We start from the raw sequence: 25,740 nt of genomic DNA on the forward strand, positions 1-25,740 counted from the left end.
GTTCCGCCGCAGGCAGTACAAGTCGTACGACAAGGCGGGACAACGACGCCAGGGGAGTTTTGTGGGCCTCTCTCAGCGGATGCCGGTGAGCTTGTGGGTCTGCAGGCTTAATCGCCAGGCAGGCCGGGCCATGCAGGCGCTGATGCACGCGGCGATGTTCTGGCGCTGCAGCAGGCCGTCCATGGGCTGCAGAAAGCGGTGGGTGAACTGCGTGGTCTGCTCCAGCGCCTGCAGATCAAAGCCGGGCTGGGGCCACACCAGTTTCAGCTCTTGCCCGCTGCGCTGTACCCAGGGCGCACCCGCCTTGGGGCTGATGCACAGCCAGTCGATACCCTCGGGCGCTGCAATGGTGCCATTGCTCTCCACGGCAATGCGGAACTGCTGCGCGTGCAGGGCGTCCACCAGCGCCGCATCCACCTGCAGCAGGGGCTCGCCGCCCGTCAGCACCACGAGGCGGTGACCTGCGCCTGCGGGCCATTGCGCGGCGATCAGCGCTGCCAGATCGGCCGCCGTCTCGAACTTGCCGCCCAGCGTGCCATCGGTGCCCACAAAGTCGGTGTCGCAAAACTGGCAGACGGCCTGCGCGCGGTCTTGTTCGCGGCCGGTCCAGAGGTTGCAGCCGGCAAAGCGGCAGAACACGGCAGGCGTGCCCGCCTGTCCGCCTTCGCCTTGCAGGGTGTAGAAGATTTCCTTGACGCTGTAGGTCATCGGGGCACCGGTGGAACCAGGATCGTAGGAGCCGCAGGAGCGGCCACTTCGGGGTAGTCGCGGCTGTAGTGCAGGCCCCGGCTTTCGCGGCGCAGCTGGGCGCTTTTCACGATCAGGTCGGCCACCTGCACCAGGTTGCGCAGCTCCAGCAAATCCCGCGTGACATGGAAGTGCGCGTAGAACTCCTGGATCTCGCCCTGCAGCATCGCAATGCGGTGCGCGGCGCGCTCCAGCCGCTTGTTGGTGCGCACGATGCCCACGTAGTCCCACATGAAGCGGCGCAGCTCGTCCCAGTTGTGCGAGATGACCACGGACTCGTCGGCGTCCTGCACGCGGCTCGCGTCCCAGGCGGGTACGGCAGGTGCATCTGCCGCGGGTGCGGCGGCAATGGCCTGGGCGGCAGCCCGCGCAAACACCATGCATTCGAGCAGCGAGTTGCTGGCCAGCCGGTTGGCGCCGTGCAGGCCCGTGCAGGCGACTTCGCCCACGGCATAGAGGCCCGGCAGGTCGGTGCGGCCCGCCAGGTCGGTCAGCACGCCGCCGCAGGTGAAGTGGGCGGTGGGCACCACGGGGATCGGCTCTTTGGTGATGTCGATGCCGAGCGATGCGCAGTGCGCCAGGATGTTCGGAAAGTGCTCCTGCAGGAACGCGGGGCTCTGGTGCGAGATGTCGAGGTGCACGCAGTCGAGGCCGTGCTTTTTCATCTCGAAGTCGATGGCGCGGGCCACCACGTCGCGCGGGGCCAGTTCGGCGCGCGGGTCGTGGTCGAGCATGAAGCGCGTGCCGCCGGCGGAGGGCGGCAACTTGAGCTGCCCGCCCTCGCCGCGCACGGCTTCGCTAATGAGAAAAGACTTTTCGTGCGGGTGGTACAGGCCCGTGGGGTGGAACTGGATGAACTCCATGTTGGCCACGCGGCAGCCCGCGCGCCATGCGGCGGCAATGCCGTCGCCGGTGGCGGTGTCGGGGTTGGTGGTGTACAGATACACCTTGCCCGCGCCGCCCGTGGCCAGAATGGTTTGCGGTGCACGGAAGGTGACCACCTCGTCGGTGTCGCTGTCGAGCGCATACAGGCCCAGGCAGCGGTGGCCCGGCAGGCCCAGCTTGCGCGTGGTGATCAGGTCCACCAGCGTGTGTTGCTCGAACAGCGTGATGCCGGGTGTGGCGCGCACCACGTCGATCAGCGTGCGCTGTACGGCGGCGCCGGTGGCGTCGGTCACGTGGGCGATGCGGCGCGCGCTGTGGCCGCCTTCGCGCGTCAGGTGCAGCTGGTCGCCCTCGAGCGTGAAGGGCACGCCCAGCTGGCGCAGCCAGGCGATGGATGCCGGGGCGTTTTCGACCACGAAGCGCGTGGTGGCCAGGTCGCACAGGCCCGCGCCTGCGACCAGCGTGTCTTCGATGTGCGCGGCAAAGCTGTCGTCATCGGCCAGCACGGCAGCAATGCCGCCCTGGGCCCAGCCGCTGGAGCCATCCTTGAGCGTGCGCTTGGTGATGACCGCCACACGGTGCGTGGGCGCCAGGTGCAGGGCGGCCGAAAGGCCTGCGAGGCCGCTGCCTACGATGAGAACGTCGAAGTCGTGGGATGCCATGGCTTGCGTGGGAGGAAAGGGTTACGCCGTGGCCACCGGCCAGGGCGATGGGCAACGGGTGGGCGCTAGGCGGGCGTGTAGGCCAGGCGCACGTAGATGGGCGCAAACGCTTCGGCCTGCGTGATCTCGATCAGCGTCTCCTTGGCCAGCTCCAGCAGTGCGATGAAGGTGACCACCAGCACGGTGCTGCCGTCTTCGGGGTGGAACAGTTCTTCAAACTCCACAAAGCGGCGGCCCTGCAGCGTCTTGAGCACCATGCTCATGTATTCACGCACCGAGAGTTCTTCGCGCGTGATCTTGTGGTGCTGCACCAGCTTGGCGCGCTTCAAGATGTCGCGCCAGGCGTCCTGCAGCTCCACCACGTGTACGTCCGGAAACCGCGGCTGCAGGCTCTGCTCGATGTAGACCTGTGCCTTCAAAAAATCGCGCCCGTACTGCGGCATGTGCGACAGGCGCATGGCGGCCATCTTCATCTGCTCGTATTCGAGCAGGCGGCGCACCAGCTCGGCGCGCGGGTCTTCGGGTTCGTCGGCGCCTTCCTGCTTCTTGGGCGGCAGCAGCATGCGCGACTTGATCTCGATCAGCATCGCCGCCATGAGCAGGTACTCAGCCGCCAGCTCCAGGTTGCGGCTGCGGATCTCGTCCACGTACGCCAGATACTGCTTGGTCACCCCCACCATCGGGATGTCGAGGATGTTGAAGTTCTGCTTCCGGATCAGGTAAAGCAGCAAATCGAGCGGGCCTTCGAAGGCCTCAAGGAAGACCTCCAGCGCATCGGGCGGGATGTACAGGTCCTGTGGCAGCGCAAACAGGGGCTCCCCATACAGGCGCGCCAGAGCCACCTGGTCCACCGCGAGCGGCATGCCGTCGGGGCCCAGTGCGTGCGCGCCGGGCAAACCGGAAGCCTCGGCTTCGCTCGCAGTGGTCATGGGTATTTGCTATTTAAATGATAGCTAAAGGTGCAATCAGAACAAGCACCTGGGGCCGGTTTGGCTGCAAAAGCTCCCATTGCGGGCAGCTGTCGGTGTGTCAGTCAAACCTGGGGACGGAGCGTGCGCGTTCAGTCGCCACTGGTCTGGTACACGTAGGGCTTTTGTGGCACGCGGGCTTCGCTGTACTCGCCCCAGACCTTGCGGTCCACCGCCTTGTCCCACAGGAGGGAGCGGCCCAGCTGCTGCTGCTTTTCAAGCTCGGGCTTGCTCACCTTCAGTGCATTGATGAACTGCGTGGTGTCGGACTGGTAGTCGGGGCGGCGAAAAATGGACATGGACTGGTAACCTCTCTGGGCTGGATTTTACCGGGACTCCACCATGCATCTGCCTTTTCGCCCCGCGGCCATCGCGACCGCCCTTGTTTCATTGCTGCTGGTGGCCGCCTGCGATCCCCAGCGCATCAGCGAACTCAAGGAAGGCGTGTCGACCGAAGCCGACGTGCGCGACCGCTTTGGCGTGCCCGACAACGTGTGGAACGAGCCCGGCGGCGCCCGCACGCTGGAGTACAACCGCCAGCCCGCAGGCCAGGTCAACTACATGATCACTGTGGGCCCCGATGGCCGCATGACGGCGCTGCGCCAGGTGCTGACGCCCGAGAACTTTGCCCGCGTGACGCCCGGCATGGGCATGGACGAGGTGCGCCGCCTGCTGGGCAAGCCGGCCAAGGTCACGCCCTACACGCTGAAGAACGAAACCCATGCAGACTGGCGCTACCAGGAGCCGCCCAACCAGCCGCGCGTGTTCACGGCGGTGTACGGGCCTGACCAGCGCGTGCTGCGCACGCAAAGCGGCGTGGATCAGGACGCGCCGGAGTTCAAGGGCGGGCGTTGACACGCCGCTCAGGAAAGCCAGGGCAAACGGCTGGCGCGCAGCTTGCTTGGTGTACGTGCTGTCTGATCACCGCCTGCTGGCGCACGGGTGCCGCCTGCGCTCCTGCCTGACCTTCTTACCCCGCTCCCCGTACCGGGGGGCTGACTCTTGATTCCATGGAACCTGCCGCTTCGCCCCCCACATCCCTGCGCCACGGCGCGTTTGAAGACGCGCAGGCGCTGTTTGCCGGCACGCTGTTCGTGGCCATGGCGCTGATGCTGTTCAACCAGGCCGGGCTGCTGGTGGGCGGCACGGCGGGCGTGGCGTTCTTGCTGCACTACGTCACCGGCGTCTCGTTCGGCAAGCTGTTCTTTGTGGTGAACCTGCCGTTCTACTGGTTCGCCTGGACGCGCATGGGGCGCGAATTCACCATCAAGACGTTTGTGTGCGTGGGCCTCTTGTCACTGCTGACCGAGCTGTTCCCGCATGTGATGCATGTGGACTACCTGAACCCGCTGTTCGCATCGCTGCTGGGCGGGCTGCTGCTGGGCACGGGCTGCCTTTTCCTGGCGCGCCACCGCTCCAGCCTGGGCGGCGCCACCGTGGTGTCGCTGTACCTGCAAAGCCGCTACGGCATGCGGGCTGGCAAGGTGCAGATGATGATCGACGGCACCGTGGTGCTGATGGCGCTGTTCGTGGTGCCGCCCGAGCGCGTGGCGTACTCGGTGCTGGCCGTGCTGGTGATGAGCGGATTCTTGTGGATCAGCCACCGGCCGGGGCGGTACGTCGGGCATTGACGCACCTGGCACCCTGCAGCCTTTGCAGGCCTGATGCTACGGCGCTTGGCGCGGCGCCTGACTGCCGGTGTCGTGCACCGATTCGCGGATGACGATGCCGCTTGCGTCCGGCTTGTCATTGCCGCCCAGTGCGTCGGCTGCCATGCCGATGCCCTTGCCCGCCACCTTGACCGTGCCCACAGCCGCGCTGGCCGCCAGGCCGACGGCCGAGGCCGTCACGCTGACGGCGGTGCCCGTGACCGCGATCACGGTGCAGCCCGGCAGCACAGCGAGGGCGGCGAAGGCCGCGCACCCTGCCACTGCAAGGCGCAACGTAACTTGCCGTGGGGCGCTTGTGTGCGCGCCTGCGGGCCGTGCGGCGGGGGTGGCCTGCAAGCTCAGCGCACCCGCATGCCGGGCGTCGCACCGGGCCAGGGGTTCAGCACGTAGATGCCCGGGTTGGCTTTCTCGTCGCCATGGCTGGCGGCCAGCACCATGCCTTCGCTCACGCCAAACTTCATCTTGCGTGGGGCCAGGTTGGCGACCATCACGGTGTGCTTGCCCACCAGGTCTTCCGGCTTGTAGGCGCTGGCGATGCCTGAAAAGACATTGCGCGTGCGGCCTTCGCCCACGTCCAGCGTCAGGCGCAGCAGCTTGGTGGAGCCTTCGACCGGCTCGCAGTTCACGATCAGCGCAATGCGCAGGTCGATCTTGGTGAAGTCGTCGATGGTGATGGTGGGGGCGAGGTCTTCGCCACCGGGGTGGGAGTCTGCTGCTACGCTTTCTGTAGCTGCTGGCGCTTGTTCTGGCTGCGCTGGGGCCTCAAACAATGCTTCGAGCTGCTCGGGGGTTACGCGCTGCATCAGGTGCTGGTACGGCGCAATTGCCTGCACATCGCCGGCCACGTCCCAGCGCTGCATGTCCACCCCCACAAAGCCTTGCACGGCCCGGGCCAGGCCCGGCAGCACGGGCGACAGGTAGCGCGTGAGCGCCGCAAAGGTGTTGAGCAGCACCGAGCAGACCTGGTGCAGGGCCTCGTTGTTGGCCGCATCCTTGGCCAGGTCCCAGGGCTTGTTCTGGTCCACATAGGCGTTGACCTTGTCGGCCAGCAGCATGATCTCGCGCGTGGCCTTGCTGTACTCGCGCGTCTCGTACATCTGCGCGATGGCGCTGCTGGCACCCCGCACTTCAGCCAGCAGGGCCGTGCCCGTGGTGCCAAAGTTGCTGGTCAGCTTGCCGTCAAACCGCTTGGTCAAAAAGCCCGCCGCGCGGCTGGCAATGTTCACGTACTTGCCGATCAGGTCGCTGTTCACACGCAGCATGAAGTCTTCGGCGTTGAAGTCGATGTCTTCGTTGCGTGCCGACAGCTTGGCCGCGAGGTAGTAGCGCAGCCACTCTGCGTTCATGCCCAGGCTCAGGTACTTGAGCGGGTCCAGGCCGGTGCCGCGGCTCTTGCTCATCTTCTCGCCGTTGTTCACGGTGAGAAAGCCGTGTACGAACACATTGTTGGGTGTCTTGCGGCCGGAAAAGTGCAGCATGGCAGGCCAGAACAGCGTGTGGAAGGTGACGATGTCCTTGCCGATGAAGTGGTACTGCTCCAGAGCCGGGTTGGCCATGTAGGCGTCGTAGCTCTCGCCGCGCTTTTCCAGCAGGTTTTTCAGCGATGCGAGGTAGCCCACCGGCGCATCAAGCCACACGTAGAAGTACTTGCCCGGCGCATCCGGAATCTCGATGCCGAAGTAGGGCGCGTCGCGGCTGATGTCCCAGTCGCCCAGGCCTTCGCTGGTGGTGCCGTCGGGGTTGGTGCGGACGGTGAACCATTCCTTGATCTTGTTGGCCACCTCGGGCTGCAGCTTGCCGTCCTGCGTCCAGTTCTCCAGAAATTCGACGCAGCGTGGGTCCGAGAGCTTGAAGAAGAAGTGCTCTGAATGCTTCAACTCCGGCTTGGCACCCGACAGGGCCGAGAACGGGTTGATGAGGTCAGTGGGCGCATAGACGGAGCCGCACACCTCGCAGTTGTCGCCGTACTGGTCCTTGGCGTGGCATTTGGGGCATTCGCCCTTGATGTAGCGGTCGGGCAGGAACATGTTCTTCTCGGGGTCGAAGAACTGCTCTATGGTGCGCACCTCGATCAGGCTGCCATCGGCACGGTCGCGCAGGTCGCGGTAGATCTGGCGGGCCAGCTCGTGGTTTTCGGGCGCGTCGGTGCTGTGCCAGTTGTCAAAGCTGATGTGAAAGCCGTCCAGGTACTGCTTGCGGCCAGCGGCGATGTCGGCCACGAACTGCTGGGGCGTCTTGCCGGCCTTTTCGGCGGCAATCATGATGGGCGCGCCGTGGGTGTCGTCGGCTCCACAGAAGTTGACGGCGTTGCCCTGCATCCGCTGGTAACGCACCCAGATGTCGGCCTGGATGTATTCCATGATGTGGCCGATGTGGAAGTTGCCGTTGGCGTACGGCAGGGCGGTGGTCACGAAGAGTTTGCGGGCGGATGACGACATGGGGTGAGGCTTTCTCAGGCGGAACCCGCGATTTTAGGGCTTTGGCGTCTGCTGCCTCCGCTGCCTTGCGGTGCAGGGCGGGCCTTGCCCGTGCGTTTTGATTCGGCGGCCATCGGAGGCTTGCCGCGGCTTCCGCCACGGGCAACAATCCCGCCCGGTACTACAGAAGAGGGATGCAGCCATGGGAACAGCGCGGTGGAAGAAAACCGGATGGGGTGCGGCGGGCCTCACGCTGGCGCTTGTCGCGTATCTGTTGGCGTGGCCCGTGCCTGTCCAGCCGGTGGCATGGAGTGCCCCGGCCGCGCCGGGATACCAGGGTGTCCATGCACCCAACCAGCGCCTGACAGGACTGCAGATGATCGACCTGCGGGGCGAAGAGGGACCGGAGCACATCGCCTTCGGCAGGGATGGCAAGCTCTACACCACCGTCCTGAGCGGAAACATCCTGCGCATGAACCCCGACGGCTCGGGCCAGGAAGTGTTTGCCAATACCGGGGGGCGTGTGCTGGGTTTCGACTTCGACGCAGCTGGCAACCTGATTGGAGCCGATGCGGTCCGCGGCCTGCTGTCCATTGCGCCCGATGGCAAGGTCACGGTGCTTGCCGACAAGGTGGCGGGAGATCCCATCCGCTACGCCGATGCCGTGGTGGTGGCCCAAAACGGAAAGATGTACCTCAGCGATGCTTCCACACGGTTTGCGCCCCAGGCCTGGGGGGGTACGTTCGAGGCCAGCGTGCTGGACATTCTGGAGCAGTCCAGTACTGGCCGGGTGATCGAATACGACCCGGCCGCGCGTACCGCGCGCGTGGTGGCGCGCGGCATCAGCTTTGCCAACGGCGTGGCGCTGAGCCAGGACGAAAAGCACCTTTATGTCAACGAAACCGGCAAGTACCGCGTGTGGAAGATCGCGGTGGATGCCCACGACCTGGACATTGCCCAGCCCAGTCCGCTGGCCAATGTGCTGCTCGACAACCTGCCTGGCTACCCCGACAACCTCATGCGGGGGCAGGGCGGCAAGGTATGGCTGGGATTTGCCAAGCCGCGCAGCGCGGCCATCGACAACATGGACAGCATGCCCTGGCTGCGTAGCCTCACGCTGCGTCTGCCCCGTGCGCTGTGGCCCATTCCGCAGCCGTACGGCCACGTGATTGCCTTTACCGACGATGGCAAGGTGGTGGCCGACCTGCAGGATCCGAGCGGCGCCTACCCCGAGACCACCGCGGTCACCGAGACAAGCGACCGGCTGTATGTGCAGAGCCTCCATGCGCGCGGCCTCGGCTGGCTGCCCCGGCCACGGCCCTAGGGAGTCTCTGTACAACTGCCTGCGGTCTGTGCTGACACGGTCTGGTGGCAGTCCGCTGCGTTGCTCTTCCTGCCAATAGCGTGGCTGAAGGCTGGAAAAAACCGCCTTGCGGCCTGTACCGATCGGCGCCAGCGCATTGTCGCGAGGGTCATGCAGGGCCCCCCGCCTGTTGGCCCGGTGCACGCCGACCACGCTGACCCGGGTGGCGCGCTGCCGGCCGTTCAACACGGGTGCGCCGGATGGTGCCGCGGCACGGCGTCGGGCGCGTCGTACCCCCCGTTTCAGCCCTTGGATCTGTGGTGCCGGACCTGTACGGCAGTGCCTGTGTCGGTCCAGCCGAAGAATTTGCACACCTCCCCCCGCATGGCCAGCGTATCCGCCCGCCCCAGAGCCATCAGCTCTTGCGTGTAGTTGGCTTCAAAAAGCAGATAGCTGGCCAGCGCTGCCCCGCGCACGTCGGCCATGTTGGAGGTTACGCCCAAAGCGCCCAGCATGGCGCGCACCGCCGGGGGCAGGTCGCCCACATGGCGCGCGGCCACGGCGTCCAGCCGCTGCGAGGGGGCGATGACCAGCAGCTCGATGGGCCGCAGCGCGCTGTGCAGGCGCCTTTCTTCGGGGATGAGCGACAGCGTCTGGTTGATGCGCTGCACGCGCTCCACATCGACCGCCAGCGCGTCAAGGAAGATGTTGGACAGCGCGTGGCCTGCAATTTGCGCCAGGGTGGGGTAGCTGGGTGTGGGGTTCGCGCTGGCGTCGCCTTTGGGCTCATGCATGCGGCCAGCGCCAATCACCAGGATGCGCTCGGCCCCCAGGTGGATGGCCGGGGCGATGGGTGCGGACTGGCGCATGGAGCCATCGCCGAAATACTGGGTCTGTCCGTCCAGCTCGATGCACTTGGCCGGGAAGACGAAGGGGATGGCCGACGATGCCAGCAGGTGCTCGTGCGTGATCCGGTCGCTGGCGGCCTTGCGCTGCGAGCGTACCCAGGGCTGCACGGGCGAGGCCGCTTCAAAGAAGGTGACGTGCTCGCCCGAGCTGTAGCTCGACGCCGTGACCGCTAGCGCCGTGAGGTGGCCCTTGCGAATGAGCCGCGGCAGGCGCACCAGTGGCACCATCTTGACGAGCAGCTTTTCCAGTGGCGCGTTGTCGAGCAGCGAGCGCGGCCGCATGCGGCGCCACCGGGCCAGCACCCAGCCCAGCGACAGCAGCGTGAGCCAGCGCGCGCCGCTGCGCATCACGCTGATCGAGTCGGCCCCGTACACCTGGTTGGCATGAAAGTGGCGCCACACCCGGGCGATGCGGCGCACGGCCCGGTCAAAGTTGTCGGCCCCGCAGGCCAGCGCCGCCGCGTTGATGGCGCCTGCCGACGTACCGGTGATGATGGGAAACGGGTTGGGCTCGTGCCCCGCGCCGCAGGCCTGGCGCAAGTCGGCAATGGCTTCGAGCACGCCCACCTGGTAGGCAGCACGCGCGCCGCCGCCGGTCAGCAGCAGGCCGGTGGCCGGCATAGGCGCCCCCGGTGCGGGCGACGCGGTGTTGGCAGGCGCAGTGCTGGTGTGCGGGCGTTGTGGCATGGAGGGCAGGGTGGCAGGGGATCTGCCGTCGCGCTCCGAGTTTGGCGGGCACCGCACCCGCGCCTCATCTGGGAAAACCCGCATGTGGCTTGCACGCCTCTGCCTGAAGCGACGCAGCCAGCCGCGCCGGTCGGGCTACTTGCGCAGCAGCAGCGCCGCCACGGCATCGCCCTGCAGGACGGTAATGCCGTGGTCGCGGGCGAAAATGCGGGCGTTGTCGCTGAGCTGGCCATGGCTGGCCAGGTAGATTCCGGCCGACGCACCCTGCTCCTGCATGGCGGCGTGCAGCTCGCGCAGCGGTTCGACCCCGTGGGTGGCGGCCTTCCAGCGGCGGGCGCTGACCAGTGTGATCGTGCTGCCCAGCTTGAGCACCAGGTCGGCCGGCCCTGGCTTGGCGCCTGCAGGGCGCTCCACCGTGCAGCCCGCGCGTGTCCAGGAGGTGGCCAGCGCGTCTGAAAACGTGCGCCAGGGCATGCTGGCAATGGCATCCATCATCTCGGCCACGCGGGCGGGGTTGGGTGCCTGCAGCTGGCGCCAGGCCGCCACGCAGCCCACCACGAAGATCGGGAAACCCGCCAGCGCGCCGACCACAAAGTATTCGGCCGGCAGCAGCGCCCGGGCCGCCAGCACGATGATCCCCACCACCACGAAGCTGATCCACCACGGCGAGCGCAGCAACATCGCAAACAGGGATTTTTCGGCCATCTTGAATTTCACGGGGGTCCTTCTCTTTCTCGTCGGTTGTCGGGCGGCAGGGGCTGCGGCGTGCGCATTGTCCTTCAGCGGCAGGGGCCGTACGCTTGGGAATAGACTACATCCCCCTTCTGGAGTTAATTGAATGGCAGTCACCGAGCAGGGCCTTCTGGCCGCACTTTCCAGCGTTCTGGACCCGCACACGGCCAAGGATTTCGTCAGCACCCGCGCGCTGCGCAATGTGCAGATCAATGGCGGCGATGTCGCCTTTGACGTGGAACTGGGCTACCCCGCCAAGAGCATCGTGCCCGACCTGCGCCGCCACCTGGTGACCGCGGCCAAGGGTGTGCCCGGGGTCGAAAACGTTTCGGTCAACATCACGACCAAGGTGGTGGCCCATGCCGTGCAGCGCGGCGTGCAGCTGCTGCCCCAGGTCAAGAACATCATTGCCGTGGCCTCGGGCAAGGGTGGCGTGGGTAAGAGCACCACCGCCGCCAACCTGGCGCTGGCCCTGGCGGCCGAGGGCGCCAGCGTGGGCGTGCTCGACGCCGACATCTACGGCCCCAGCCAGCCCATGATGCTGGGCATCAACCGCCGCCCCGAAAGCGACGACGGCAAGACCATGGAGCCGCTGGAAAACTACGGCGTGCAGGTCATGTCCATCGGCTTCCTGGTGGACCAGGACGAAGCCATGATCTGGCGCGGCCCGATGGCCACGCAGGCGCTGGAGCAGCTCTTGCGCCAGACCAACTGGCGCGACCTGGACTACCTCATCATCGACATGCCGCCCGGCACGGGCGACATCCAGCTGACGCTTTCCCAGCGCGTGCCCATGACCGGCGCGGTCATCGTGACCACTCCGCAGGACATTGCCCTGCTCGATGCCAAGAAGGGCATCAAGATGTTCGAAAAGGTGGGCGTGCCCATCCTTGGCATCGTCGAGAACATGGCTGCGCACGTGTGCAGCAATTGCGGGCATGTGGAGCACATTTTTGGCGCCGATGGCGGCAAGAAGATGGCAGCCGAATACAACATGGATTACCTGGGCGCGCTGCCGCTCGACATGAGCATCCGCCTGCAGGCCGACAGCGGCAAGCCCACCGTGGTGGCCGACCCGGACGGCGACGTGGCCAAGATCTACAAGAAGGTGGCGCGTGATGTGGCGGTGAAGATCGCGCAGCAGGCCAAGGACTTCTCGAGCAAGTTCCCGACGATCTCGATCAGCAAGAACACCTGATCTCCCGGGTGCGCGTGGCTGGCCCATGAATCTGCTCGCCTCCCTGCGCTATCTGGTCGCGCTGCACGAGCACCGGCACTTTGGCCGCGCCGCGCAGGCCTGCCACATCACGCAGCCGGCGCTGTCGAACGCGCTGCGCGCGCTGGAAAAAGAGTTTGGCGTGGTGGTAGTGCGCCGCGGCCGCAGTTTTGAGGGCTTCACCCCCGAGGGCGAGCGCGTGCTGGCCACTGCCCAGCGCATGTTGCACGAGCACCAGGTGCTGCAGCAAGACCTGATGAGCGACGCCGCCCACCCGCGCGGGCCACTGCGCCTGGGGGCCGTGCCTACGGCCATGCCCATCCTGGCGCGGTTTGCGGCGCAGCTGCAGGCGCGGCACCCGGGCATCGTGCCGGTGGTGCTGTCGATGAGTTCGCAGGCGCTCGAGGCCGGGCTCGACAACATTTCGCTGGACCTGGCCCTGGGCTACACCGACCGCATGCCCGCACGCAGCGCGCAGCTGCAAGCCTGGCCGCAGTACATCGAGCATTACTTCTTGCTGCGCCGCGCGCCGCCAGCTGCCGATCCCAAGGCGCGCGGTTTGCAGATAGGCCCGCCCACCGACTGGGCCGACGCCGCCCGCCTGCCGCTGTGCCTGCTCACGCCCGAGATGCACAACCGCAGCCTGGTCGACGGCGCGTTTCGCAGCGCGGGCGCCAGCGTACAGCCGGCCATGGAAACCGATTCGGTCCTGACGCTGGCGCTGAGCGTGGTGGCGGGCGAGCTGTGCAGCGTGCTGCCCGGTGCGCTGGTGGATGCCGTGCGTGGTCACGACGGGCTGGAGGCCCTGCCGCTGACCGCCCCGGTGCTGACCACGCCCATCGGCTTCATGTCGCACCGGCAGGTGCAGCCCACGCGGGCACTGGATGCAGCGCTGGCCGTGGCGCAAGACGATGGCTGGCTGCAGCACGCCGCCGCGCACAGCGGGCTGCTGCAGCCGTGCTGACGCCCGGGCCGCGTGATCGCCCGAAAATTCATTCAAGAAACTGGCGGTGGCGAAGGGTTTGATTACTTTCAGTGATCGACCCATGTGCGCAATCAATTTGACGTGGACCGATGGCGGGCCGGACACTGCGGCGGCGCCTCGCCTGAATGCGGGCGCCCTGAACAGAACCGCCCGCCATGCACCTTGCCCCCGAAGCCCCCACCGTAGCCGCCATATCGGTCAACGACATGCGCGAGCGCATCCGCCGCAAAAGCCGCCTGAAGGGCCGCCAGCCCGAAGACGCTGCCATGGCCGACGTAGCGCAGCTGCTGGGCCCGCGCCCGGCCACCGGTTTCCGGCGCGACCTGCTCATCGAATACCTGCACCGCCTGAACGACCACTTTGGCGTGCTGCACGACCGGCACCTGGTGGCGCTCGCCAAGCAGATGAACCTACCGATGGCCGAGGTGTACGAGGTGGCCAGCTTCTATCACCACTTCGACATCGTGCGCGGCGAGGACGCCGTGGCCCCGCGCCTGGTGCTGCGGGTGTGCGACAGCCTGAGCTGCAGCCTGGCCGGCGCGCGCGAATTGCTGGAAGCGCTGCCTGCACGTTTGCAAGCAGCCGGGCAGGGCGATGTGCAAGTGCAGGCCGTGCCCTGCGTGGGCCGCTGCGAACAGGCACCCGTCGCCGTGGTGCACGAGTGCCCGGTGACTTACGCCACGGTCGATGCGGTGCTGGAAACAGTACGTTTGAAGACAAATCGGGCGCTGGCGCAACATCCATATGCACCTGTAGCTATCAATTTTGATATTGCAGCGCTCGCCGGGCAGAGCGTTCCCGCCCAACCGGAAGGCATCAGCCCCGCCTGCGTCGACCTCGCCTCCTACCGCGCGCACGGCGGCTACCAGACCGCTGCCGCTCTGGTCAACGGCGAGATGGATGCCGAAGCGGTGCTCGCCGCGATGGAAAACTCGGGCCTGCGTGGCCTGGGCGGGGCGGGCTTTCCGGCCGGGCGCAAATGGCGCATCGTGCGCGAGCAGCCCGCCCCGCGCCTCATGGCGGTCAACATCGACGAAGGCGAGCCCGGCACCTTCAAGGACCGCACCTACCTCGAACGCGACCCGCACCGTTTTCTGGAAGGCGTGCTCATCGCCGCCCAGGTGGTGGGCACCGAGGCCATCTATATCTACCTGCGCGACGAGTACCACGGCTGCCGCGCGCTGCTGCAGGCGGCGCTGGACGATTTGCGCGCCCAGCCGCCATGCCCGCTGCCGCACATCGAACTGCGGCGCGGTGCGGGCGCCTACATCTGCGGCGAAGAGTCGGCCATGATCGAAAGCATCGAGGGCAAGCGTGGCGAGCCCCGCATGCGCCCGCCCTACATTGCGCAGGTGGGCCTGTTTGGCCGCCCCACGCTGGAGCACAACTTCGAGACGCTGTACTGGGTGCGCGACATCGTGGAGCGCGGGCCCGCGTGGTTTGCCAGCTTTGGCCGCCACGGCCGCAAGGGGCTGCGGTCTTTCAGCGTGAGCGGCCGGGTGAAGCACCCCGGCGTCAAGCTCGCGCCTGCAGGCATCACGGTGCAGGAGCTGATCGACGAATACTGCGGCGGCATGCAGGACGGGCATCAGCTGTATGCCTACCTGCCCGGCGGGGCCTCGGGCGGCATCCTTCCCGCCAGCCTCAACCAGATTCCGCTCGACTTCGACACGCTGCAGCCCTACGGCTGCTTCATCGGTTCGGCCGCCGTCATCGTGCTCAGCCAGCACGACCGCGCCCGCGACGCGGCGCTGAACGTGATGCGCTTTTTTGAACACGAAAGCTGCGGCCAGTGCACACCCTGCCGCGTGGGCACGGCCAAGGCAGCCACGCTGATGGAGGCACCGCAGTGGGATGAAGAACTGCTGGACGACCTGGCGCAGGTGATGGCCGATGCGTCCATTTGCGGCCTGGGCCAGGCAGCGCCCAACCCCATCCGTTGCATCCACAAGTACTTTGCGCACGAGGTGGGCGAGGGCCCCTGGCCGGGTGACCTGCCCAGGCCGCGTAATGGCCCGCTGACCGAGCAACTGCCCAGGGGAGCCCAGCCATGAGCGCAGTGCAACCCACCTGCGGTGTGGCCTTTGAACTGGATGGCCAGCCCGTCACCGCCCACCCCGGCGAAACCATCCTCAAAGCCGCGCAGCGCCACGGCGTGGAGATTCCGCACCTGTGCTACAGCGAGGGCCTGCGCCCCGATGGCAACTGCCGCGCTTGCGTGGTCGAGATTGCGGGCGAACGCACGCTGGCCCCCAGCTGCTGCCGCGCGCCCACGGAGGGCATGAAGGTGCAGGCCGCCAGCCCGCGCGCCCGCAAGAGCCAGCAGATGGTGGTGGAAATGCTGCTGTCAGACATGCCGGACGTGGGCTACCGCTGGAACGATGCAGTGCCTGACGCTACTGAACTGATAGCTAAAGGTGCAAGTGATTCAAGCGCTACAGGCCTGTTTGACTCAAAAAACCCGAAAACAGTCGGCCAGCACGGCGAACTGAGCGAATGGGCCGACCGCCTGGGCGTGGCGGTGCGCCCGGCGCTGAAAGCCCTGCGCCGCGAGCAGCCCGTGCCAGACCTGAGCCACCCCGCGATGGCCGTCAATCTGGACGCCTGCATCCAGTGCAACCGCTGCGTGCGCGCCTGCCGTGAAGAACAGGTCAACGACGTCATCGGCTATGCGCTGCGCGGTGCCGACAGCAAGATCGTCTTCGACCTGGACGGCCCCATGGCCGAGAGCACCTGCGTGGCCTGCGGTGAATGCGTGCAGGCGTGCCCCACGGGCGCGCTCAGTCCCAAGACGCACATCGGCTCGCAAAAGGTGGACCGCAAGATCGATTCGGTCTGCCCGTTCTGCGGCGTGGGCTGCCTCATCACCTACAACGTGCGCGATGAAAAGATCATCAGCGTGGAGGGCCGCGACGGCCCGGCCAACCACGGCCGCCTGTGCGTGAAAGGGCGCTTTGGTTTTGACTACGCCCACCACCCCGACCGCCTCACGGTGCCGCTGATCCGCAAACCCGGTGTGCCCAAGGAGGTGCGGCCCTACGGTGCCGACTGGCGCGATACCTTCCGCGAAGCGACCTGGGACGAGGCGCTGGACATGGCTGCGGGCATGCTCAAACACCTGCGCGACACGCACGGCACCAAGGCGCTGGCGGGCTTTGGCTCGGCCAAGGGCAGCAACGAAGAGGCCTACCTGTTCCAGAAGCTGGTGCGTACCGGCTTTGGCAGCAACAACGTGGACCACTGCACGCGGCTGTGCCATGCGTCCAGCGTGGCGGCGCTGCTCGAAGGCGTGGGCTCGGGCGCGGTCAGCAACCCGGTGAACGACGTGGAACATGCCGAGCTGATCTTCGTGATCGGCTCCAACCCCACGGCCAACCACCCCGTGGCCGCCACGTGGATGAAGAACGCTGCCCAGCGCGGCGCGAGGATCGTTCTCGCAGACCCGCGCATCACCGACATGGGCCGCCACGCCTGGCGCACCCTGCAGTTCAAGGCCGACACCGACGTGGCCATGCTTAACGCGCTGATCCACACGGTGATCGACGAGGGCCTGGTAGATGAGGCCTTCATCCGCGACCGCGCCAACAACTTCGAGGCGCTCAAGGCCAACGTGATGGGCTGCAGCCCCGAGGCCATGGCCCCGGTGTGCGGCATCCCGGCCGAGACGCTGCGCGAGGTGGCGCGGGCGTTTGCCACCGCCAAGTCGTCGATGATCCTCTGGGGCATGGGCGTCAGCCAGCACATCCACGGCACCGACAACGCCCGCTGCCTGATTGCGCTGTGTGCCGTCACCGGCCAGATCGGCAAGCCGGGCTCTGGCCTGCACCCGCTGCGCGGCCAGAACAACGTGCAGGGTGCGAGCGACGCGGGCTTGATCCCGATGATGTTTCCCAACTACCAGCGCGTGGACAACGCGGGGGCACATGCATGGTTCGAAGACTTCTGGGGGGTCAAACTGGATGAAGCGCCGGGCTACACGGTGGTCGAAATCATGCACAAGGCGCTGGCGCCTGACAGCGACCCGCACAAGGTGCGCGGCATGTACATCATGGGCGAAAACCCCGCCATGAGCGACCCCGACCTGAACCACGCACGCCACGCATTGGCCAGCCTGCGGCATCTGGTGGTGCAAGACATCTTCCTGACCGAAACCGCCTGGCTTGCAGACGTGGTGCTGCCCGCCAGCGCCTGGCCCGAGAAGACCGGCACGGCGAGCAATACGGACCGCATGGTGCAGATGGGCCGCCGTGCGCTGAACCCGCCGGGCGATGCGCAGCCAGACCTGTGGATCATTCAGCAGATTGCCCGCCGCATGGGCCTGGACTGGAACTACGAAGGCGAAGAGTCCGGCGTGGCCGCTGTGTACGACGAGATGCGCCAGGCCATGCACGCCAGCATCGAGGGCATCACCTGGAGCCGGCTGGAGCGCGACTCCAGCGTGACCTATCCCTGCCTCACATCTGACGACCCTGGCCAGCCCATCGTTTTCACCGAAAAATTCCCCACGCCTACCGGCCGCCTGCAACTGGTGCCTGCCAGCGTGATCCCGGCGGCCGAAGAGCCTGATGCCGATTTCCCGCTGGTGCTCATCACCGGCCGCCAGCTGGAGCACTGGCACACAGGCAGCATGACGCGGCGCAGCACCGTGCTGGACGCGATCGAGCCCATGGCCACGGCTTCGCTGCACGGCGACGAATTGGCGAGGCTGGGAGTGCAACCCGGCGCGCTGGTAGGCATCCGCTCGCGACGCGGCATGGTGCAGGTGCGCGTGCGCCGCGACGACGGCACACCGCATGGCACCGTCTTCATGCCCTTTGCGTATGTAGAGGCGGCGGCCAATCTGCTGACCCATGCGGCGCTGGACCCGTTTGGCAAGATCCCGGAGTTCAAGTACTGCGCGGTGGCCGTGGAGGTGCTGCAAGAAGCGGCTTAGGAACCCTTTGCACGAATCAAGCGGTAAGGGTGCGCTGCGGATCGGGATCGGCTGGAAGGCGCAAAACGCAGCAGACCGCTTGAGTCCGCAGATGCACACGGCGCGCTCATTCGTGCAGAGGGTCCTTTAGGTGGCCCGGACTGGAGCCCTGAAACGCCTGACGCAGCCCTGACGCGCCGATGCTGCAGCGCAGCAACGGGGGCTTTCCGGGCATTGCATGCTGCGCACCCGCTGCCGGGGGTAAAGTCCTGCCCCATGACCGAGCGCCCCTACACCGATGTTGCCGTGATCATGCGCCGCGAGCGCCTGGACAACCGCTGGCAGCCCTGGCGCTGGTCGCTCGACAGCGTGGTGATCAACGAGCCTCTTTTTGGCACCGAACCCCGTGCGCTCATTACCGATACGGATGAACAGCGCTGGCTGTTTCCGGGCTTTCGCGTGGAGCTTTTCCGCGACGATGCCGAGGGCTACCACCTCAACCTCACCTCGCCCGCGCCTTGCTGGTTCGTGATGTGGCGCATGGACGAGGACGCGGGTGACGGCAGCGAGCCGCTGGCCCGGCCTGTGGCCGTGAGCCTGAGCTACCACGACGCGGGCCGCTGGCTGGATGCCCAGGACTCGGTAGATCAGGTGCCCGCGCCCGAGCCGGTGCTGGATGCCATGCGCGCCTTTGTGGCCGAGCACTACCAGCCAGAGCCCAAGCGCCGCAAGCGGCCCGAAAGTTTCAAGCCGCTGCAGGACAGGTTTGGAAACCCGGCGTCCGTCTCGACGGACAAGCAGCGCGGCGGCGGGCGCGGCGGTGCTGCTGCGGGTGGCGACCAACCGGCCGGCGTCGGCGAGGGTGGCCACCATGGCTGACGGATTCCTGGGGCGCTGGTCGCGCCGCAAGCAGGAGGTGCGCGAGGGCAAACCGCTGGAGGAGCCGCCAGTACCCACGCCGCTGACATCTGCCCCCGCTGTTCCGGCTTCGTCTGCTGCAGCGGTGGCGAAGCCCCGCGGCGCGGCGCCCGCGGCGGGCCCAACTTCCAGTGGGGGCGCTGCTGCCAGCCAGGCCGACGATGCCGTCGCCGCGCCGCCACCTCCCCCGTCGATGGAAGACGCCCAGGGCCTCACCCCGCAATCCGACTTCAAGCCCTTTGTGGCGCGTGATGTAGCGCCCGAGGTGCGCAACCTGGCGATGAAGAAGCTGTTTGCCGACCCGCACTTCAACGTGATGGACGGACTCGACATCTACATCGGCGACTATTCGCAGCCCGACCCGATGCCTGACGGCATGCTGCGCAAGATGGTCAGCGCCCACACGCTGGGTTTCTTTGACCATGAAAAAAAGCAGGACGATGCCATCGCGCAGACCCCTGCAAGCCCCACTGCCCTGGCCGGTGCGCCAGAAAACACCACCCCCGGGCCCCGGGATGATGCGGGGGCGCAAACCGCGCATGCCGTGGCACAGTCATCTCTCATTCACGCTGAACCCGGCGTTCCCCACAGCCAGCCTGACCCTGCCAGCGCGTCTGCCCCGGACGCACTGGCGCTGCCAGCCAGCCATACCCAACATGACGACCAAGACGCTCATTTGCGACTGCAACCAGACAATGCCCCTCAACGCGAAAGCGTTGGGCGCGGCACTGCATGAAGACCTGACCCTGCACTCCACGCTGTGCCGCCGCGAGGCGGGCGCGTTCCAGCAGGCCATTCGCTCCGGCGACGAGGTGGTGGTGGCCTGCACGCAGGAGCAGCGCCTGTTTGCCGAGCTGGGCGAGCAGACCGAGGGCGCGGTGTCCCCCATCCGTTTTGTCAACATCCGCGAAACCGGCGGCTGGAGCCGCGATGCCAGTGCCGCCACACCCAAGCTGGCCGCCCTGCTGGCCGCAGCGCGGCTGCCCGAGCCGCCACCTGTAGCGACGGTCACGTACAAGAGCGCAGGCAAGCTGCTGGTCATCGGTCCGCTGGATGCTGCTGAGAAGGTGGCGGGAATGGTGTCTGACGTGCTGGACGTGACCGTGTTCACCCAGGGCCCCGGCAACGCGGGCGGCGCCCAGGCGCGCCGCTACCCGGTGCTGGGCGGGCGCATCACCGGCCTCACGGGCTGGCTGGGCGCGTTCGAGGTGAAGTGGAAGGCCGACAACCCCATCGACCTCGACCTGTGCACGCGCTGCAACGCCTGCGTGGCAGCCTGTCCCGAGAATGCGATTGGCCTCGATTACCAGATCGACATGAACGCGTGCAAGTCGCACCGCAGCTGCGTCAAGGCCTGCCAGGTGGCAGGCGCCATCGACTTCACGCGCGAAGCGGCCGAGCAGCAGGACAAGTTCGACCTGGTGCTGGACCTGCGCCCGGCCACCGCCACGCCCACCTTTGTCCAGCACGCCACGCCGCAGGGCTACTTCCGCTGGGATGGCACCGACCTGTCGATGCTGCTCAAGCTGCGCGAAATGGTGGGCGAGTTTGAAAAGCCCCGTTTCTTTGCCTACAAGCAAAAGCTGTGCGCCCACAGCCGCAACGAAACCGTGGGCTGCAACGCCTGCGTGGACATCTGCTCGGCCGAGGCCGTCAGCAGCGACAAGAGCCGCCAGCGCATTGTGGTGAACCCCAACCTGTGCGTGGGCTGCGGCGCCTGCACCACGGTGTGCCCCACCGGTGCGCTCACCTATGCCTACCCGGCGGCGGCCGAGCAGGGTCAGAAGCTCAAGACGTTGCTGTCCACCTACGCCGCAGCCGGTGGCAAGGATGCGGTGCTGCTGCTGCACAGTCAGGAGCGCGGCCAGACGCTGGTGGAAGAGCTGGGCCGCGCCGCGCAGCTCAAGGTGGCCAAGGGTGTACCGGCCCATGTGATTCCGGTGGCGCTGTGGCACACGGCCAGCACAGGCGTGGACCTGTGGCTGAGCGCCATTGCTTATGGTGCCTCCCAGGTGGTTGTGCTCGCCACCGACGAAGAAGCCCCGCAGTACCTGGAAGGGCTGCAGGCCCAGATGGACATCGCCCAGGCCATCCTGCGCGGGCTGGGCTACACCGGCACCCATGTGCAGCTGGTGCGTGCCAGTCACCCCACCACGCTCGATGCAGCGCTGCAGTCGCTGGGCCAGACGCGCCAGAAGGTTCCGGCCACTGCCGCCCGTTTTGCCGTGGCTCCCGAAAAGCGCAGCACGCTGGAGATGGCGCTTGACCACCTGATCGAGCACGCGCCGACACCGGCCGCCAGCCTGCCCGCCGCCATCGCGCTGCCCGCGGCGGGCTCGCCGCTGGGCACCATCGAGGTCAACAAGGACCGCTGTACGCTGTGCCTGAGCTGCGTGAGCGCCTGCCCCGCCAGTGCCCTGCAGGATAACCCCCAGCTGCCGCAGCTGCGCTTCATTGAAAAAAATTGCGTGCAGTGCGGCCTGTGCGCTACCACCTGTCCCGAAGACGCCATCAGCCTGCAGCCACGGCTGCTGCTCTCGCCCGAGCGTGCGCAACTGCGTGTGCTCAACGAGGCCAAGCCCTGGGCCTGCATCCGCTGCAGCAAGCCGTTTGGCACCGTCAAGGCTATCGAGGCCATGCTGGGCAAGCTGGCGGGCCACGCGATGTTCCAGGGCGAGGCGCTGGAGCGCCTGAAGATGTGCAGCGATTGCCGCGTGATCGACCTGTATTCCTCCAACAGCGAATCGAAAGTGACGGACCTGTGAGCGCCAATCCATCCCTGATCCCACCCGGCAGCTCCGCGCTCGACGAAGAAACCGCCCGCGCCGAGCTGTACGGCTTGCTGTCGCAGCTGTACTACGCGCCCCCGGGGCCCGAGGTCCTGTCGGCCCTGCGCGTGGCCGTTACCGAGGCGCCCGCCGAAGGCGGGTACTTGCAGGAGCCCTGGCAGCAGCTGGTCGCGAGCGCCCGTGCGCTGAGCGACGCAGACATTGCGCGCGAGTTCGACCGCCTGTTTGGCGGCGTCGGCAAGCCCGAGGTGTATCTGTACGGCTCGCACTATCTGAGCGGCTTCCTGAACGAGAAGCCGCTGGCCCGCCTGCGCGCCGATCTGGATCGCCTGGGCCTGGCACGCGACGACACCATGTCCGAGACCGAGGACCACATCGCCTACCTGTGCGAGGTGATGCGCTACCTGATCGCGGGCGATGACGTGACCGTGTGCAATCTGACATCCCAGCGTGAATTTTTCTCAACCCATGTGCAACCTTGGGTGCTGCGACTGTGCGAGGCCTTGGCAACGCACCGCAACGCGCACTTTTATGCATGTCTTGCAGGGTTTACCCAGGCATTCGTGTCTGTGGAAACCCAAGGCTTTGACATGCTTGACTGACCGATAGCTGACAGCCCTGTCGAGGACGTCACTACAAAAGGTGACTGCTTTGGTGGGAGGTGTAAGCGTTGATTGCAGCGTCTTACACAACGTCATAGACTGTATGAAATCCGTTTCATAGCCGCCAGCCCTTCTGGAGACAAACATGCAGAACAGCCAGCCCAATTCATCGCGCCGCAGCTTCTTTGCCGGCGCCGCCACCGTAGGCGCTGCAGCCGCAGCCGTCGTGGCGATCCCCCACGTGGCCACGCCTGTGGCAGCTGAACCCGAGGCAGTGCGCCAGCCCCCCGAAAAAGGCGGCGGCTACCACCTGTCGGCTCACGTGAAGCATTACTACAAGACCACTCAACTCTGATAGCGGAGCCAGCCATGTTGCTTACCAAGAAGTCATCGCAGGCCGCGCAGGGCGCAGCATCTGCATCGCCGTTCGTTCACAGCCTGCGCCGCGGCCTTTCGCACGCGCTGCCCACCATGGACCGCCGGTCGTTCCTGCGCCGCTCCGGTCTGGGTGTCGGGGTCGGCATTGCTGCCACCCAGCTCACGCTGGTGCGCAAGTCCAATGCGGCCGAAGGTGCCAAGGTCGCCATTGGTGACTCCAAGATTTCGGTCCGCCGCACGATTTGTACGCACTGCTCGGTAGGCTGCGCGGTCGATGCCGTGGTCGAGAACGGTGTCTGGGTCCGCCAGGAACCCGTGTTCGACTCCCCCATCAACCTCGGCGCGCACTGCGCCAAGGGCGCCGCACTGCGCGAGCACGGCCATGGCGAGTACCGCCTGCGCTACCCGATGAAGCTGGTCAACGGCAAGTACGAGCGCATCAGCTGGGACACGGCCCTCAACGAGATCACGGCCAAGATGCAGGAACTGCGCAAGGCCAGCGGTCCTGACAGTGTGTACTTCATCGGTTCGTCCAAGCACAACAACGAGCAGGCGTACCTGTTGCGCAAGTTCGTGAGCTTCTGGGGCACCAACAACTGCGACCACCAGGCGCGTATCTGCCACTCCACCACGGTGGCCGGTGTGGCCAACACATGGGGCTACGGCGCCATGACCAATTCGTACAACGACATGCAAAACAGCAAGGTCGCCCTGTACATTGGTTCGAACGCCGCCGAGGCCCACCCGGTGAGCATGCTGCACATGCTGCATGCCAAGGAAACCGGCTGCAAGATGATCGTGGTGGATCCACGCTTCACCCGCACAGCGGCCAAGGCCGACGAGTATGTGCGCATCCGCTCGGGCACCGACATCCCGTTCCTGTTTGGTCTGGTCTATCACATCTTCAAGAACGGCTGGGAAGACAAGAAGTACATCAGCGACCGTGTCTATGGCATGGAGAAGGTGCGCGAGGAGATCATGTCCAAGTGGACACCGGACAAGGTCGAAGAAGCCTGCGGCGTGAAGGAAGAACAGGTCTTCCGCGTCGCCAAGATGATGGCCGACAGCCGTCCCGGCACCATCGTCTGGTGCATGGGTCAAACACAGCACACCATCGGCAATGCCATCGTGCGCGCTTCGTGCATATTGCAGCTGGCGCTGGGCAACGTGGGCAAGAGTGGCGGCGGCACCAACATTTTCCGCGGCCACGACAACGTACAGGGCGCCACCGACGTCGGCCCGAACCCCGATTCGCTGCCTGGCTACTACGGCCTGGCCGAGGGCTCGTGGAAGCACTTTGCCGCGGTGTGGGGTGTGGACTTCGAATGGATCAAGAAGCAGTACGCCACGCCCGCCATGATGTCCAAGAACGGCATCACGGTGTCGCGCTGGATTGACGGCGTGCTGGAAAACAACGAGCTGATCGACCAGGACTCCAACCTGCGCGGTGTGTTCTTCTGGGGTCATGCTCCAAACTCGCAGACCCGTGGTCTCGAGATGAAGCGCGCGATGGACAAGCTGGACCTGCTGGTGGTGGTGGACCCCTATCCATCGGCCACGGCAGCCATGGCTGCCATGCCGGGCAAGGCCGAGGACCTGAACCCCAACCGCGCGGTATACCTGCTGCCTGCGGCCACGCAGTTTGAAACCAGTGGTTCGTGCACAGCATCCAATCGCTCCATCCAGTGGCGCGAGAAGGTCATCGAGCCTCTGTGGGAGAGCCGCTCGGACCACATGATCATGCATCAGTTCGCCGAAAAGCTGGGCTTTGCGGCCGAGCTTTCCAAGAACTTCAAGATGCAAAAGGTCAAGGGCATGGACGAGCCCGTGCCAGAAGACATCCTGCGCGAAATCAACAAGAGCGTGTGGACCATTGGCTACACCGGCCAGAGCCCCGAGCGCCTGAAGGCGCACATGCGCAACATGCACCTGTTTGATGTCAAGACGCTGAAGGCGAAGGGCGGCAAGGACAAGGAAACCGGTTACGACTTTGGCGGCGATTACTTCGGACTGCCATGGCCTTGCTACGGCACACCCGAGCTCAAGCACCCTGGCTCGCCCAACCTGTACGACACCTCCAAGCACGTCATGGACGGTGGCGGCAACTTCCGCGCCAACTTCGGTGTGGAGAAGGATGGCGTAAACCTGCTGGCCGAGGATGGCTCCCACTCGGTGGGCAGCGAGATCACCACGGGCTACCCCGAGTTCGACCACGTGCTGCTCAAGAAGCTGGGCTGGTGGGATGACCTCTCGGACGCGGAAAAGACCAAGGCCGAAGGCAAGAACTGGAAGACCGACCCCACCGGCGCGATCATCCGCGTGGCGCTCAAGCATGGCTGCCATCCGTTTGGCAACGCCAAGGCACGCGCTGTGGTGTGGAACTTCCCCGATGCGATTCCGCAGCACCGCGAACCGCTGTACGGCACCCGCCCGGACATGATGGCCAAGTACCCGACGCATGATGACCGCAAGGCCTTCTGGCGTCTGCCCACCCTGTACAAGACCGTGCAGCAAAAGAACATCGCGGACAACCTCCACGAAAAGTTCCCGCTCATCATGACTTCGGGTCGCCTGGTGGAGTACGAGGGTGGCGGCGAAGAGACCCGCTCGAACCCTTGGCTGGCCGAGCTGCAGCAGGAGTCGTTTATCGAAATCAACCCGAAGACGGCAGCCGACCGCGGCATCCGCAATGGCGAGCGCGTGTGGATGACTTCGCCAACGGGGGCGCGCATCAATGTTCAGGCCATGGTCACCGAGCGCGTGGCACCCGACACGGTGTGGATGCCATTCCACTTCTCGGGGCACTGGCAGGGCAAGGACATGCTGGCGTACTACCCCAAGGGCGCGGCACCGGTGGTGCGCGGCGAGGCTGTCAACACGGCCACGACCTACGGTTACGACAGCGTGACCATGATGCAAGAGACCAAGACCACGATCTGCAACGTGGAGCGGGCGTGAGCG

The 25,740-nt window shown here is 66.1% G+C and carries 21 protein-coding genes; 13 read left to right on the forward strand and 8 right to left on the reverse strand.

What is annotated here, in order from left to right; translation table 11 throughout:
• Positions 1-72 precede the first annotated feature (72 nt).
• The 4 genes from queE to ACTPOI_RS14985 all read right to left on the reverse strand — a co-directional run bounded on the left by queE (position 73) and on the right by ACTPOI_RS14985 (position 3,561).
• Complete coding sequence (gene queE / locus ACTPOI_RS14970; RefSeq protein ID WP_440110154.1) at positions 73-708, reverse strand: 7-carboxy-7-deazaguanine synthase; 636 nt, start codon at positions 706-708, stop codon at positions 73-75.
• On the reverse strand, positions 705-2,294 hold the full coding sequence (gene nadB / locus ACTPOI_RS14975) for an L-aspartate oxidase (RefSeq protein WP_440110156.1): 1,590 nt from the start codon (positions 2,292-2,294) through the stop codon (positions 705-707). Before nadB ends, queE begins: the two co-directional genes overlap by 4 nt.
• Positions 2,295-2,359: 65 nt before the next feature.
• Positions 2,360-3,223 carry a segregation and condensation protein A gene (locus ACTPOI_RS14980; RefSeq protein ID WP_440110158.1) on the reverse strand — a complete coding sequence of 288 codons (864 nt, stop codon included), beginning with the start codon at positions 3,221-3,223 and terminating at the stop codon, positions 2,360-2,362.
• 131 nt (positions 3,224-3,354) lie between these two features.
• Positions 3,355-3,561, reverse strand: a complete 207-nt coding sequence (locus ACTPOI_RS14985) for a DUF3460 family protein (RefSeq protein WP_440110161.1) — start codon at positions 3,559-3,561, stop codon at positions 3,355-3,357.
• Positions 3,562-3,604: 43 nt separating this feature from the next.
• Between ACTPOI_RS14985 and ACTPOI_RS14990 the strand changes: the two genes are divergently transcribed.
• Positions 3,605-4,117 (forward strand): outer membrane protein assembly factor BamE, encoded by a 513-nt coding sequence (locus tag ACTPOI_RS14990; protein ID WP_440110163.1) that lies wholly within the window; start codon positions 3,605-3,607, stop codon positions 4,115-4,117.
• A 155-nt stretch (positions 4,118-4,272) separates the two neighbouring features.
• Positions 4,273-4,893: a YitT family protein gene (locus tag ACTPOI_RS14995; protein ID WP_440110165.1), complete on the forward strand. Its 621-nt coding sequence runs from the start codon at positions 4,273-4,275 to the stop codon at positions 4,891-4,893.
• A gap of 36 nt (positions 4,894-4,929) precedes the next feature.
• Here the strand turns inward: ACTPOI_RS14995 and ACTPOI_RS15000 are convergent, their stop codons facing one another.
• Together ACTPOI_RS15000 and metG are read right to left on the reverse strand one after the other, a co-directional pair.
• Positions 4,930-5,205, reverse strand: coding sequence for a hypothetical protein (locus tag ACTPOI_RS15000; protein WP_440110167.1), 276 nt, complete (start codon positions 5,203-5,205; stop codon positions 4,930-4,932).
• Positions 5,206-5,270: 65 nt separating this feature from the next.
• Entirely contained in the window at positions 5,271-7,370 is a 2,100-nt protein-coding gene (gene metG, locus ACTPOI_RS15005; protein ID WP_440110169.1) for a methionine--tRNA ligase, read from the reverse strand.
• Positions 7,371-7,551: 181 nt separating this feature from the next.
• Between metG and ACTPOI_RS15010 the strand changes: the two genes are divergently transcribed.
• The gene (locus ACTPOI_RS15010; protein WP_440110171.1) at positions 7,552-8,673 is read left to right on the forward strand and encodes an SMP-30/gluconolactonase/LRE family protein; all 1,122 of its coding nucleotides are present in this window, start codon (positions 7,552-7,554) and stop codon (positions 8,671-8,673) included.
• A gap of 281 nt (positions 8,674-8,954) precedes the next feature.
• On the opposite strand, the gene ACTPOI_RS15015 is transcribed toward ACTPOI_RS15010, so the two are convergent.
• Together ACTPOI_RS15015 and ACTPOI_RS15020 are read right to left on the reverse strand one after the other, a co-directional pair.
• A complete protein-coding gene (locus ACTPOI_RS15015) occupies positions 8,955-10,181 on the reverse strand; it encodes a patatin-like phospholipase family protein (RefSeq protein WP_440112632.1) in 1,227 nt (408 codons plus the stop codon).
• A 201-nt stretch (positions 10,182-10,382) separates the two neighbouring features.
• Positions 10,383-10,964: a restriction endonuclease gene (locus ACTPOI_RS15020; protein ID WP_440110173.1), complete on the reverse strand. Its 582-nt coding sequence runs from the start codon at positions 10,962-10,964 to the stop codon at positions 10,383-10,385.
• A gap of 121 nt (positions 10,965-11,085) precedes the next feature.
• Between ACTPOI_RS15020 and apbC the strand changes: the two genes are divergently transcribed.
• The 10 genes from apbC to ACTPOI_RS15070 all read left to right on the forward strand — a co-directional run bounded on the left by apbC (position 11,086) and on the right by ACTPOI_RS15070 (position 25,737).
• Positions 11,086-12,177 (forward strand): iron-sulfur cluster carrier protein ApbC, encoded by a 1,092-nt coding sequence (apbC, locus tag ACTPOI_RS15025; RefSeq protein WP_440110175.1) that lies wholly within the window; start codon positions 11,086-11,088, stop codon positions 12,175-12,177.
• 25 nt (positions 12,178-12,202) lie between these two features.
• Positions 12,203-13,159 (forward strand): LysR substrate-binding domain-containing protein, encoded by a 957-nt coding sequence (locus ACTPOI_RS15030; protein WP_440110177.1) that lies wholly within the window; start codon positions 12,203-12,205, stop codon positions 13,157-13,159.
• A gap of 176 nt (positions 13,160-13,335) precedes the next feature.
• Complete coding sequence (locus tag ACTPOI_RS15035; protein ID WP_440110179.1) at positions 13,336-15,234, forward strand: NAD(P)H-dependent oxidoreductase subunit E; 1,899 nt, start codon at positions 13,336-13,338, stop codon at positions 15,232-15,234.
• Positions 15,231-18,113 carry a formate dehydrogenase subunit alpha gene (fdhF, locus tag ACTPOI_RS15040; protein WP_440110181.1) on the forward strand — a complete coding sequence of 961 codons (2,883 nt, stop codon included), beginning with the start codon at positions 15,231-15,233 and terminating at the stop codon, positions 18,111-18,113. The genes ACTPOI_RS15035 and fdhF overlap by 4 nt, the downstream gene beginning before the upstream one ends.
• A 255-nt stretch (positions 18,114-18,368) precedes the next feature.
• The gene (locus ACTPOI_RS15045; RefSeq protein ID WP_440110183.1) at positions 18,369-18,971 is read left to right on the forward strand and encodes a DUF3305 domain-containing protein; all 603 of its coding nucleotides are present in this window, start codon (positions 18,369-18,371) and stop codon (positions 18,969-18,971) included.
• Positions 18,964-19,746: a DUF3306 domain-containing protein gene (locus ACTPOI_RS15050; RefSeq protein WP_440110185.1), complete on the forward strand. Its 783-nt coding sequence runs from the start codon at positions 18,964-18,966 to the stop codon at positions 19,744-19,746. The genes ACTPOI_RS15045 and ACTPOI_RS15050 overlap by 8 nt, the downstream gene beginning before the upstream one ends.
• Positions 19,706-21,775, forward strand: a complete 2,070-nt coding sequence (locus tag ACTPOI_RS15055; RefSeq protein ID WP_440110187.1) for a 4Fe-4S binding protein — start codon at positions 19,706-19,708, stop codon at positions 21,773-21,775. Before ACTPOI_RS15050 ends, ACTPOI_RS15055 begins: the two co-directional genes overlap by 41 nt.
• Positions 21,772-22,401, forward strand: coding sequence for a TorD/DmsD family molecular chaperone (locus ACTPOI_RS15060; protein ID WP_440110189.1), 630 nt, complete (start codon positions 21,772-21,774; stop codon positions 22,399-22,401). Before ACTPOI_RS15055 ends, ACTPOI_RS15060 begins: the two co-directional genes overlap by 4 nt.
• 145 nt (positions 22,402-22,546) lie before the next feature.
• On the forward strand, positions 22,547-22,756 hold the full coding sequence (locus ACTPOI_RS15065) for a formate dehydrogenase (RefSeq protein ID WP_440110191.1): 210 nt from the start codon (positions 22,547-22,549) through the stop codon (positions 22,754-22,756).
• Between the two features lie 14 nt (positions 22,757-22,770).
• A complete protein-coding gene (locus ACTPOI_RS15070) occupies positions 22,771-25,737 on the forward strand; it encodes a formate dehydrogenase subunit alpha (RefSeq protein ID WP_440110193.1) in 2,967 nt (988 codons plus the stop codon).
• Positions 25,738-25,740: the final 3 nt, after the last annotated feature.

This window comes from Acidovorax sp. BL-A-41-H1 (assembly GCF_051942715.1).